Below are 12,874 nucleotides of genomic sequence, written 5' to 3' on the forward strand. Positions count from 1 at the left end.
CAGGTCAGCCGAACAGATCGCTCTGCGCGTCGCCGCCATCCTCGTCGACGAAGCCCGACAGGCCCACGCCGACCAGTCGGTAGCGCGTGGTCGCCGGCAGCGGTACCCGCGCGCGCAGATCGCAGGCGATGCGCGCCAGTGCGTCCAGCGATGCCGGCCGTTCGGTCGGCGTCAGGCTGCGGGTGAGGATGCGGAAGTCGCTGGTCTTGAGCTTGAGCACGACCGTACGCGCGATACGGGCGTGGTCGCCGGCACGCTCACGCTCGTAGCCGGACCAGGTTTTCTCGGCAAGGCGATGGATGTGCGGTTCCAGTTCGTCCAGCGGCAGGTCGCGTTCGAAGGTGTCCTCGGACGAGATCTGCAGCGTGGGGCGTTCGGGCTCCACCGGATTTTCGTCGATGCCGAACGACAGTTCGTGCAGGCGCCTGCCCCAACGGCCTAAACGCAGTTCGAGTTCGGCCAGTCCGAGCGTGCGCAGGTCGTCGACGGTCGTGATGCCCAACTCCTGCAGGCGCGCTTCGGTGACCTTGCCGACGCCTGGCAAGCGACCAACCGGTAGCGGCGCCAGGAACGCCTCGATCTGGTGCGGGCGGATCACGAACAGGCCATCGGGCTTGCGCCAGTCCGAGGCGATCTTGGCCAGGAACTTGTTGGGAGCGACCCCGGCCGAAGCCGTCAGTTGGGTCTCCTCGCGGATCGCGGCGCGGATCGCCTCGGCCGTTGCGGTGGCGGTAGGCAGGCCGGTCCTGGTCGTGGTGACGTCGAGGTAGGCCTCGTCGAGCGACAACGGCTCGATCAGATCGGTATGGCGGGCGAAGATCTCGCGCACCTGCCGCGACACCGCCTTGTAGCGCACGAAATCCGGCGGCACGAACACCGCCTGCGGGCACAGCCGCTCGGCCCGAATCGCCGGCATCGCCGAGCGCACGCCGAACTTGCGCGCCTCGTAGCTGGCCGCGCACACCACCGAGCGAGCGCCACGCCAGGCGACCACGACCGGACGGCCCCGCAGGCTGGGGTCGTCGCGCTGCTCGACCGACGCGTAGAAGGCGTCCATGTCGACGTGGAGGATCTTTCGAAGGGCTGACAACGTGGAGCGGGGATCCGGCCGGTGCGTGTCGGCCTGTTAGTCAAAATACTAAATCAGCCCGGTCGCGACGGCTAGGCTCAGATCAGGCCGATCAAGCGGGCGACCGCTTGGCTTGCGATTCCAGGACGGCATAGGTCGCAACCCCCACCAGCAGCGGCACCAGGTAGAAGCAGGCGCGAAATGCCAGCAGCGTCGCCAGCAACGCGGGGGCGGTGGCGAGGTGGCCGAGCAGCGCCAGGAACACGGCCTCGAGCACGCCAATTCCCGCGGGAATGTGCGTGATCGCGGCGGCCACGGCGGAGACCAGTAATGCACCGAAGACCGCGGTATAGCCGATGCCCTCGGGCATCAGCACCAGCAGCAGTGCCGCGATCACCACCCAGTTGCTGACCGATATGACCAGTTGCAGCATTGCGAGCAGCGGCGAGGGCAGGCGGAAGTGGCGGCCGCGCAAATGGAGTACGCGACCGTGCGTCAGATGGCAGGCGAGCAGATAGGCCGCCACGGCAGCCAGCATCGCCCAGCCCAGCCACGACGCAACCGTGCCGGTAAGTCCCCAGTGTGGCGGCGGAACGATCCGACGGCTGGCGAACAGCAGGCCTGCCAGCAACAGATAGCCCAGCCAGTTGGTGGCGATGCTGAAGGCGACGATGCGGCTGATCGTGCCGACCGCCAGCCCGGCGTGCGCGTACAAGCGGTAACGGAATCCGACGCCGCCTACCAGCGCGCCGATGTTGAGGCCGAAGGCATAGCTGGTGAAGGCGATGGCCATCACCCGTCCTGTCGGCAGCGTGTGGTGGCTGTAGCGTCGTGCCGCCAGGTCGTACGCGCAAAACAGCAGATAGCTTGCCGCGACGAGCACCATGGCCAACAGCAACGTCGATGCGCCGTAGCGGGCCAGGGCCTGCGCCACCTGCGGCCAGTCCACGGTGAGGGCGTAACGGACCAGCAGGACGCCCGCGATCACCAGGAACACCGCGAACGCGACGCGCCGCACACGCCGCATGCGCGACCGATGCGCGGTCACGGCTTTTGTTCCGGCGCCGCGGTGCCTTCGGGCGCACCCGCTTCGGTCGCATCGGCATCGGGCGCTGGGGCGGGTGGTGTCGCGAGCTCGGTCCTGGGCGCGTGTGCCGGCACCCAGCCGGCCCAATCCGGAAACTTGCGCAGGCAGTGGAACAGCAGCGGGCGGGTCAGCACCTGCCAGAAGCGGCCGCGTGGAACGCTGGCGGAATCCACCTTGCGGCAGTCCTGTTGCAGCAGTCCGTCCAGGCGTGCGCGCAGGTGCTCGGCGAACTCGCGGTCGCGGATGAAGACGTTCGCCTCCAGGTTCAGGGACAGGCTCAACGGATCCAGGTTGCTCGAACCCACCGTGCTCCATTCGTCGTCGATCACCGCCACCTTGCCGTGGAACGGGCGTTTGCAGTACTCGTGGATGTGGACGCCGGCATCGAGCAGGTGACGGTAGAGGCTGCGCGCGGCCAGTCGCGCCAGTTGCGTATCGGGCTCGCCCTGGAAGATCAGCGACACCTTCACGCCGCGCCGCGCCGCCCGGCGCAGGTCGCGCAGGAATCCGTAGCCCGGGAAGAAATACGCATTGGCGATCACCACCTCGCGCCGGGCCGCGCGGATGGCCTGGCGGTACTCCAACTCGATGCTGCGCGTATGGCGTGCATTGTCTCGGGGCAGAAGCAGCACCTCTGCCTTGCCGGCAGGCGGCGAAGTGGTCGTCGCGGCGGGGCGCCACGGCGCGCCGGTTCCCTTCGACGGGATGGCCGAGCGTGTGAAGGCGGCGAGATCTTCCACGACAGGTCCCTCCACTTCGACGGCGTAATCCTGCTTGGCGGTCGGTCCGAAGTCGGCGAGGTGATCGGCCGAATAATTGATGCCGCCCACGAACGCCAGGTGGCCATCGGTCACCACGATCTTGCGGTGCATCCGCCGGAACACGTGCAGGCGGATGCCGAGCCAGGACGGATGCTGGTCGTAGACGCGCATGCGGATGCCGGCGTCGGTCAGCGCCTGCAGGAAATCGTCGGAAAAGCCGGGCGATCCGAAGCCATCGACCAGTACCTCCACGCGCACGCCGCGTCGGGCGGCGTCGATCAGGTGCCGATGGAGTTCAAGCCCCACCTTGTCCTCGAACAGGATGAAGGTTTCCAGTAGGACTTCCTGCCGCGCGGCGTCGATGGCCTCAAACACGCGCGCGAAGAATTCCTCGCCGTTTTCCAGCAGTTGCACTCGATTGCCGCCGCGCCAACGGTCGATCGGGGTGCCACGCCATCTCAAGGCACACGCTCCGGAGCCGGCTCGTCCAGCTCGATGCGGGCCAGCAGGGGCAGGTGGTCGGACAGGTGCGACCAGGGGTGTATCGACAGGACCTCCATCCCGCTGGCGCGCGCTTGCCGCACGTAGATGCGGTCGAGCGCCAGCAGCGGCCAGCGCGAGGGGAAGGTCCGGGGCAGGCGACCGGTGGCGCGTTCGAACACCTCTTCCAGCCCGCACTCGCGCATCAGCGCATGCCCGCGTGCACGCCAGTCGTTGAAGTCGCCGGCTACGACGACCGGCGCGTCCCCGGGAATTTCATCGCGGACAATCCCGCACAGCAGGCCGATCTGCTCGCGACGGTGCGATTCGCGAAGTCCCAGGTGCACGCAGATCGTGTGCACCTGGCCGGGATGGCCGGGAATTCGCACGATCGCGTGCAGCAGGCCGCGTTGCTCGTGGCCGTGAACCGATACATCGCGATTGGCGAACGAGACGATGGGGAATTTGCAGAGCAGGGCATTGCCGTGATGACCGTGCGGATACACCGCATTGCGGCCGTAGGCGAACTGCGGCCATAACGTGTCGGCCAGGTATTCGTACTGGGAGTTCGATGGCCAGTTGGCGTGACGGCGGGCGTGATGCGCGTGCTCGCCCAGCACTTCCTGCAGGAACACCACGTCCGCCGCCACCTGGCCGATGGCGTCGCGCAGTTCGGGCAGGACGAAGCGTCGGTTCAGAAGGTTGAAGCCCATGTGCACGTTCACGGTCAGCACGTTGAACGAAGCCATGCGGCAGCCTTTTGGAAGCCCGGTGGAAGCTGGCTTCCGATTCTGCCGAGCCACCATGGGTCGCGGCGTGAGGATGCGCCCGGGACGGCGCCGGAAAACACGGCCTTCACGCGAACCGCCAGCATCGCTGCGCCACACTGTTCGCCAGCGAGCCAGCCGATGTAAGCCCACAGGAGTCATGCCATGTCGCAAAGCGACGCTCAACCCTCTGGTCCCGATTTCAGCCTGGGCGTGTCGCTGGTCAGCATTCCGTATGCGGGCGTGCTGGCGGGCCATGTCGATGGCACGGCGGTGCTGCTGGCGCGAACGGACGGCGAGATCCATGCGCTTGGCGGGACCTGCACGCATTACGGAGCGCCGCTGGCGGAAGGGCTGGTGGTCGGCGACGAGATCCGGTGTCCGTGGCACCACGCCTGTTTCAGCCTGCGCACCGGCCGCGCGCGGCATGCCCCGGCGTTTGCCGCGTTGGCGACATGGCAGGTGGACATCATCGACGACATGGTCTTCGTGCGCGGGGAAGCCGCGCCCACGGACATGACCTCGACGCGGCCGCTGGAGGAACCCCGACGCATCGTCATCATTGGCGGCGGTGCCGCCGGATATGCGGCAGCGCTGCGGTTGCGGGAACTGGGCTACACGGGAAGCCTGACGATGCTGAGCGCCGACGATGCCGCCCCCTACGACCGCCCCAATCTGTCCAAGGACTACCTCGCGGGCTCGGCGCCTGAAGACTGGATTCCGCTGCAGGGAGCGGATTTCTATACCGGGCATGGAATCGATCTGAAGCTGGACTGCCAGGTCGCCGGCATCGATACGGCGGGCAGGCAGGTATCGACCACGACAGGCGAGCGCCATGCCTTTGATGCGCTGCTGATCGCCACTGGTGCCGAGCCACGCCGCTTGCCTCTACCCGGGTTCGACCTGCCCAACGTGTTCCTGTTGCGGTCGCTGGCCGATGCGACGGCGATCATCGCCGCGAGCGGCAAGGCGAAATCGGTCGCCCTGGTCGGTGGCGGTTTCATCGGTATGGAAGCAGCAGGCGCACTGCGTGCCCGCGGGCTCGAGGTGCACGTGGTGGAGCGCGACGAGGTGCCGATGGCACGCGTGCTGGGCCCCGACATCGGTGGCTTCCTCACCGGCCTGCATCGGGAGCAGGGTGTGGTGTTCCACCTCGACGTGGAAGCCAACGGCTACGACGGCAGCGTGCTGACGCTGAGTGATGGCAGTCGCGTGCCGGCGGACCTGCTGATCGTCGGGGCGGGCGTTGCACCGCGCACCGAACTGGCCGCCGCAGCCGGGTTGGCTGTCGACAACGGCATCGTCGTCGACGACACCCTGCAGACCTCCGTTGCAGGCATCTTCGCCGCCGGCGATGTCGCCCGTTATCGATACGACGGCGAGCTGATCCGGGTGGAGCACTGGGTGCATGCGCAGCGGCAAGGTCAGGCCGCCGCGGCGAACATGCTCGGCGCCGGCAAGGCGTTTACCGACGTGCCGTACTTCTGGACCCACCATTACGGCCACGATCTGCGCGTCACCGGGCATGCGGCAGGTTGGGACGAAGTCCGGGTCGATGGCGATCCCGCCACGCACGATTTCATCGCCAGGTATTTCCGGGCCGGCAAGCTGATCGCGGCCGCGTCGCTAGGACGCGACCTGGAGAACCTGTCCGTCGAGGCGGAGCTTGGCACCAACCGCAGCGTCACTTGATCTGCATGAGCCAGCGCATTGGCTTGTCTGCAACGCAGGGCAGGGCTTTCTAAACCAGCCCGGTCGCGTAGAACGTGCCGATGACGACGAACACCGCGGCCGTCTTGATCAGCGTGATCGCGAAAATGTCCTTGTAGGCCTGGCGATGGGTCAGGCCGGTGACGGCGAGCAGCGTGATCACCGCGCCGTTGTGCGGCAGCGTGTCCATGCCCCCGGAGGCCATCGAGGCGACGCGGTGCAGTACTTCCATCGGGATGCCCGCCGCGTTGGCATTCGCCATGAAGGTCTCGGCCATCGCCGCCAGCGCGATGCTCATGCCACCTGAGGCCGAGCCGGTGATGCCGGCCAGCGCGGTCACGGTGACCGCCTCGTTGACCAGCGGATTGGGGATTGCGCTCAGCGCATTGGCGACGACCAGGAAGCCCGGCAGCGCCGCGATGACCGCACCGAAGCCGTACTCGGAGGCTGTGTTCATCGCGGCCAGCAACGCGCCGCCGATGGCTGACTTGCTGCCCTCGGCGAAGGTGGCCATCACCGGTTTCCAGGCAAACACCAGCACCGTGGCGATGCCGAGCAGCAGCGCGCCCTGCACGGCCCAGATCGCGGCGACTTTGGACACTTCCTGCACTACCGGCGTGGCGCTGCCGATGACCGCCGGGTCGAAGCTGTGGCTGCTGCCGTAGAAGCGCGGAATCCAGCCGGTCAATAGCTTGTTGGCCACGCCCACCAGCACCAGCGGTGCGATGGCGATGGCGGGGTGGGCGAGTCGGCCGCCGGTGAACGGCGCCGGCTCGTTGACCAGCTGATCGCCGTAGCCTTCGCCTGCCTTGAGCGCGGCGCGGCGGCGCCAGTCGAGATAGGCCAGGCCGACGGCCAGGATGAAGACGCCGCCTGTCGTACCGAGTATCGGCGCGGCCCAGGTGTCGGTGCCGAAGAACGTGGTCGGGATGATGTTCTGGATCTGCGGCGTGCCCGGCAGCGCGTCCATCGTGAAGGTGAAGGCACCCAGCGCGATCGTGCCGGGGATCAGCCGCTTGGGAATGTGGCTCTGGCGGAACAGTTCGGCGGCGAAGGGATACACCGCGAACACCACGACGAACAGCGACACGCCGCCATAGGTCAGCAGCGCGCACACCGCCACGATCGACAGCATCGCGCGACCGGCGCCGAACAGGCGGATGGTCGCTGCCACGATCGACTTGGAAAAGCCCGACAGTTCGATCACCTTGCCGAACACGGCGCCGAGCAGGAACACCGGGAAATACAGTTTGAGGAAGCCGACCATCTTGTCCATGAACAAGCCGGTGAACATCGGCGCGACCAGCGACGGGTCTGTCAGCAGCACCGCACCCAGCGCGGCCACTGGCGCGAACAGGATCACGCTGTAGCCGCGGTAGGCCACGAACATCAGGAAGCACAGCGCGGCCAGCACGATCAGGAAATCCATCTACGTCCCCGGGTACGGATGTCTGGCTCGTCGTCCCGGGAAAGGGCATCCATGCACCCGGATGTCCGGCTCCGCCAGGTGAGCGGAGCCCGCCTCACGGGAACGACGAGCTAAAGCTATGACGACAGAGTCTCCGCGCCGGGGCCATGCGCCGGCATTGTCCAAAGGTACAGATGCGGCCGGGGGTGGCTGCCTCCTAGTCTGTCGGTCATGACGGGGGAGGGCCCGTCGGTCATTGCGTATTCCGGCCATGAGGAACAGCGGACCGGAGCGCTTCATCGAACGGGACTGGGGGAGGAGCGTCACCATGAATCACGGCAACAAGACCAGGGGCACCAAGGCAAGGAGCGGCCTGAGCGTCGCCATCGCCTGCGCGCTGCTCGCGCCAGCCGCCTGGGCGCAGGACGTGTCCTCGCAGACCGAGGCCAGCGCCGACGCCACCACGCTCACCTCGGTCACGGTGACCGCGCGCAAGCGCGAGGAGACCCTGCAGGAAGTGCCCGTGGCGGTGACCGCGTTCACCGCACAGGCGCTGGACAAGCTCAACGTCGAGGACCTCGCCGACCTCGACGGCCTGGTGCCCAACCTGACCATCTATGCCGCGCGCGGCTCCAGCAGCACCGTCACCGCCTACATCCGCGGCATCGGCCAGTCCGATCCGTTGTGGGGCGTGGACCCCGGCGTCGGCATCTACATGGACGACGTCTATATTGCCCGCCCGCAAGGCGCGCTGCTGGACGTGTTCGACGTGGAGCGCATCGAAGTGTTGCGCGGCCCGCAGGGCACGCTGTACGGCAAGAACACCATCGGCGGTGCAATCAAGTACATCTCGCGCGGCCTGACGGTCGAGCCGGAAGGGTTCGGCTCGATCACCATCGGCAACTACAACCAGCTCGACGCCCGTGCCGCGATTTCCAGTTCGGTCGGCGACGGCGCGCTGCGCGGCCGCCTGGCCGTGGCCAGCCTCAACCGCGATGGGTTCGGCGACAACCTAACCTCGGGACAGGAGGTCAGCGACAAGGAAATCCTGGCGGCTCGCGGCCAGCTCGGTGCCTATGTCAGCGACGACCTCAACATCCAGTTCGCGTTCGACTGGATGGACGATCAGTCCGGCGTGCGCGGCGCCAAGATGCTGGCGCCCAACCGTTTCGCTCCGGGCCTGCTGCCGCTGGACGACCGCTACGACGTGCGCAACGGCATGCCCAACGTCAACGACACGGATATGAAGGGTGCCTCGGCCACGGTCAACTGGCGCATCAACGAGGACTGGAGCGCGAAGTACATCCTGGCCAAGCGCGAGTCCGACACCGAGACCAACATCGACTTCGACACGCTGCCCAACAAGATCGCCGACGTGAAGGCGTTCTACAGCGACGAGCAGATCAGCAACGAACTGCAGGTCAACTACGATGCCGGCGGCCGTGCGCGCGGCGTGATGGGCATCTACGCCTTCGACGGCCAGGCCGGCGGCCAGGTGCTCAACAACTTCTTCAACCTGTCCTTCGGCGACACCCAGGGCACGGTCTACACCGACAGCGTCGCCGGCTATGCCGACTGGACGTTCGACCTGACGCAGAAGCTCAAGCTCGACGTCGGCGTGCGCTACACCGATGAGAAGAAGCATGCGGTCGTCCTCAACCGTTGCTACCGCGACGCTACCTTCGCCCAGCTGGCAGTGCGATGCGCGGCCAATAACCCGACCCCGGTCGCCGCCAACTTCGACAAGCGCATCGGCTTTGAGAACACGTCGCCCAAGATCTCGCTGGACTACCAGATCACGCCGGACATCATGGTCTACGGCCTGGCGACGCGCGGCTTCAAGTCGGGCGGCTTTAACATCCGCGCCCAGGCCACCGCGGTGCCGCGCTCGGCCGAGCCGTTCGACGACGAGACCGTCGACAGCTACGAGATCGGCAGCAAGATGGCGTTCTTCGACCAGACGATGTTCCTCAACGTGGCCGCGTTCCACAACAAGTACGAGGACATCCAGCTGTCGGTCTTCACCGCCTTCGACAGCAATGGCGACGGCACCAATGATGCGTTCTTCGGCGACTTCACCAACGCCGGCAAGGGCACGGTGGAAGGCGCCGAAGTCGAGTACCAGTGGCTGCCGACCCCGCACTGGCTGATCGTAGGCAACCTGGCGTGGCTCGACGCGAAGTACGACGAGTTCCTGTATGCCGGCGTGGATATCGCCGACGAGCAGGAATTCACCAACGCTCCGGAGTTCTCGGGCGCGATCAACGTCGAGTACCGCACCGATCTGTCCGGTGGCGGCAACCTGGCGGCGCGGCTGGGCTACAGCTACCAGAGCGAGGTGGTCGCCACCACCGAGATCGTCCGTACCGGCGCACAGCCGATCACCCAGGACGGCTATGGCCTGGTCAACGCCGGCGTGATCTGGACGATCGACGATGCCTGGTCGCTGTCGCTGCAGGGCACCAACCTGGCCGACGAGGAATACCGCACCACCGGTTACAACCTGAATGCGGCGCTGGGCGTGTTGACCGGGTTTTATGGCGCGCCGCGGCAGTACTCGCTGGCGGTGCGTTACGAGTTCTGAGCGGGAAAACGCAGGGGCGACCGGTTTTCATCAAAACGCTCCACCGGGCGTTTCCCGGCGGCCAGGAAAACAACGGCGGGCTTCGGCCCGCCGTTTCCTTTTGTCGCCGATGCGGTTCGAAGCCCCGATTCGCGATGGCGGGCAACTGCGCTTCGCGCAGTTCCTATTTCTGCCCCACGAAGTGAGCACTTTTCTCAGACTTTTCTTATGGTTGGGGAGCACGAAAGCTGTGATTTCTGAACCTCTGTTATTGATGAATAGCGGTTTTTCGAACGCGATTTTTTCATCAGCAGGTTCTGTGACGCGCCACCCAAAACACATCCAAGCCGATTCCTAGCATGCGCTCCGGCTCAAGAGGGGACTGGGCCACTTCTTTTGGCTCATCCGGAATCCGCATCCATGTCTTTCGTTGTTTCGCGTCGCCTGCTTACCCAGTCCGTCCTCTCCCTGTTGATCGTGCCGGCCGGATTCGCCATCGGCTCGGCGCAGGCTGCCACCAACTTCTACGTCCGCACCGACGGTGGCGATGCCACCCAGTGCAACGGCCGCGCCGACGCCCCGTATTCCGGCAGCGGCACCGCGCAGAACTGCGCGTGGAAGCATCCTTACTACGCCCTGCCGAGCAGCGGCACCGCGCGCATTGCCGGCGGTGACACGCTGATGATCGGCTCGGGCGAATACATGATCGGTTACGGCGCGCCCGGCATGGCCGGCACCTGCGCCTCCGGCGACCGCAGCGCGTGCGCGCTCGGCAAGATCCCGAGCGGTACCGCATCGGCCCCGACCCGCATCCTGGGCAACAGCGCCAAGCCGCCGAAGCTGTGGGGCGCCGAGCGCGCCAACAGCGTGCTGAACCTGGTCGGCAGCAACAACGTCGAAGTCGGCTATCTGGAGCTCACCGACAAGAGCAACTGCATCTCGGGCCATACCACGGCTTCGGCGGCGTGCAACAAGACCTCCGCGCCGTACGGCAACTGGGCTCGCGCCGGTATCCAGGCGAGCGCTTCCAGCAACGTGTGGCTGCATGACCTGAACATCCATGGCCTGGCGGCCTACGCAATGAACGCCGGTGGCCTGTCCAACTGGACCATGGAGCGCGTCAAGATGAACGCCAACGGCTGGGCCGGCTGGGACGGCAACGTCGGCACCAGCGCAAGCTCGAACAGCGGTCAGATGATCCTGCGCCAGGTCGAGATCGCGTGGAACGGTTGCGCCGAAGACTGGCAGACCGGCGCGAAGATCAACTGCTGGGCGCAGAAGGCCGGCGGTTACGGCGACGGCATGGGCACGTATTACACCGCGGGCCAGTGGCTGATCGAGGACTCCGAGGTCCACCACAACACCTCCGACGGCGTCGACCTGCTGTATCTCGACGGTGCCGCGGGCACGACGCTGACCGTGCGCCGCCTGCATTCGTATGCGAATGCCGGTAACCAGCTCAAGACCAACGGCAACGCCACGATCGAGAACTCGGTCCTGAATGGCTATTGCAGCTACTTCGCCGGCAAGGACTTCATGCAGGCGGGCGACCAGTGCCGCGCCAACGGCAATGCGCTGTCGATCTCGATGAAGGACGGCAACGTGGTGAACGTGCGTCACAACACGATCATCAGCGAGGGCCAGGGCGCGATCATGAACACCGGCGGCACCGCGTCGGCCAAGCTCACGATCCAGAACAACGCCATCGTCGGCAAGCCGTACTATCTGGCTCCGAGCGCGCTGTCCATCGGCCACATCGTGTACAACAGCACGGCGACCGTGAGCTACTCGGGCAACCTGTTCTGGAACGTCAAGAACAGCCAGTGCCCGTCCGGCAGCGTCTGCCAGGATCCGAAGCTGACCAACGCCAGCCTGGCGACGTTCGATGCGCAGCCGCAGGCCGGCAGCCCGGTGATCGACAAGGTTCCGGTCGTCAGCGGCGTGACCACGGATTTCGTGATGGCTCCGCGTCCGTCGGGTGCACAGGCTGACATCGGTGCGTACGAGGTCCAGACCGCACCGGCTCCCGTCTGCACCGCGGCTGCGCCGACCGTCACCATGACGGGATCGAGCGCCGCCGTGGCCGCCGGCAGCACCGTCAGCTACACCGTCAACGTCCGCAACAACGACAGCGCCCAGTGCGGCAACACCAGCTTCAACCTGGCCCGCACGGTGCCGACCGGTTGGACCGGCGCGCTTTCGGCGGCCAGCATCGCGTTGGCTCCGGGTGCCTCGGGTTCGGCCACGTTGCAGGTGACCTCGGCGGCCTCGGCCGCGCAGGGCAACTACGGCGTCGGCACGGGCATCAGCAGCAGCGTCGGTGGCACGCACACCGCCAGCGCTTCGGCCACCTACGCGGTCGCCGCGCCGGCTCCGGTGTGCTCCCGTGCTGCTCCGACCGTCAGCCTGTCCGGCTCGACCGCCGCCGTGGCTGCGGGCAGCACCGTGAGCTACACCGTCAATGTCCGTAACAACGACAGCGCGCAGTGCGCCAGCACCAGCTTCAGCCTGGCGCGCACCGTGCCGACCGGTTGGACCGGCACGCTTTCGGCGGGCAGCATCGCGCTGGCTCCGGGTGCCTCGGGCACGGCCACGCTGCAAGTGATCTCGCCGGCTTCGGCCGCGCAGGGCAGCTACGGCATCGGCTCGGGCGTCAGCAGCGCTGTCGGCGGCACGCACACCGCCAATGCTTCGTCGACCTATTCGGTCGCGGCTCCGGCCGGCCTGACCGAGACTCTGTCCACCGACAAGACGAGCTATACCCGCGGTTCGACCGTGTCCATGACCTCACGCGTGCTCAATGCCGGCAAGGCGGTCAGCGGTGCCAGCGTGAAGTTCACCGCGGTCAAGCCTGACGGCATCACCAAGATCGTCAGCACGGTCACCACCGACGCCAACGGCTATGCGCGCTGGAACTTCGTCAGCGGCACGGGCCCCAGCTCGATCGGCACCTACAAGCTGTCGGCGCTCGCCACCAGCGGTACGTCGACCACCACGGCCAACACGACGTTCCAGGTCAACTGAACATC

Annotated in this window: 8 protein-coding genes; 3 read left to right on the top strand and 5 right to left on the bottom strand. The window is 66.5% G+C overall.

Going from position 1 to position 12,874, the window contains the following annotated elements:
* Positions 1–4: 4 nt before the first annotated feature.
* From dinB to J2X06_RS07405, 4 genes are all read right to left on the bottom strand, one after another.
* Positions 5–1,090: a DNA polymerase IV gene (gene dinB, locus J2X06_RS07390; protein ID WP_310060274.1), complete on the bottom strand. Its 1,086-nt coding sequence runs from the start codon at positions 1,088–1,090 to the stop codon at positions 5–7.
* Positions 1,091–1,181: 91 nt separating this feature from the next.
* Entirely contained in the window at positions 1,182–2,117 is a 936-nt protein-coding gene (locus tag J2X06_RS07395; RefSeq protein ID WP_310060277.1) for a lysylphosphatidylglycerol synthase transmembrane domain-containing protein, read from the bottom strand.
* On the bottom strand, positions 2,114–3,379 hold the full coding sequence (gene clsB / locus J2X06_RS07400) for a cardiolipin synthase ClsB (protein ID WP_310060279.1): 1,266 nt from the start codon (positions 3,377–3,379) through the stop codon (positions 2,114–2,116). The genes J2X06_RS07395 and clsB overlap by 4 nt, the downstream gene beginning before the upstream one ends.
* Positions 3,376–4,146: an endonuclease/exonuclease/phosphatase family protein gene (locus tag J2X06_RS07405; RefSeq protein ID WP_310060281.1), complete on the bottom strand. Its 771-nt coding sequence runs from the start codon at positions 4,144–4,146 to the stop codon at positions 3,376–3,378. The genes clsB and J2X06_RS07405 overlap by 4 nt, the downstream gene beginning before the upstream one ends.
* A gap of 183 nt (positions 4,147–4,329) precedes the next feature.
* Here J2X06_RS07405 and J2X06_RS07410 point away from each other — a divergent pair, with 183 nt between their 5' ends.
* Positions 4,330–5,856, top strand: a complete 1,527-nt coding sequence (locus tag J2X06_RS07410) for an FAD-dependent oxidoreductase (protein ID WP_310060285.1) — start codon at positions 4,330–4,332, stop codon at positions 5,854–5,856.
* Between the two features lie 49 nt (positions 5,857–5,905).
* On the opposite strand, the gene J2X06_RS07415 is transcribed toward J2X06_RS07410, so the two are convergent.
* Entirely contained in the window at positions 5,906–7,303 is a 1,398-nt protein-coding gene (locus tag J2X06_RS07415; RefSeq protein ID WP_310060288.1) for a GntP family permease, read from the bottom strand.
* A 307-nt stretch (positions 7,304–7,610) separates the two neighbouring features.
* On the opposite strand from J2X06_RS07415, the gene J2X06_RS07420 reads away from it, so the two are divergent.
* Both J2X06_RS07420 and J2X06_RS07425 read left to right on the top strand, forming a co-directional pair.
* Positions 7,611–9,866: a TonB-dependent receptor gene (locus tag J2X06_RS07420; protein WP_310060290.1), complete on the top strand. Its 2,256-nt coding sequence runs from the start codon at positions 7,611–7,613 to the stop codon at positions 9,864–9,866.
* Positions 9,867–10,265: 399 nt separating this feature from the next.
* Positions 10,266–12,869 carry an NEW3 domain-containing protein gene (locus J2X06_RS07425; RefSeq protein WP_310060292.1) on the top strand — a complete coding sequence of 868 codons (2,604 nt, stop codon included), beginning with the start codon at positions 10,266–10,268 and terminating at the stop codon, positions 12,867–12,869.
* Positions 12,870–12,874 lie beyond the last annotated feature (5 nt).

It is taken from the genome of Lysobacter niastensis (assembly GCF_031457115.1).
Lineage (GTDB): Bacteria > Pseudomonadota > Gammaproteobacteria > Xanthomonadales > Xanthomonadaceae > Lysobacter_J > Lysobacter_J niastensis_A.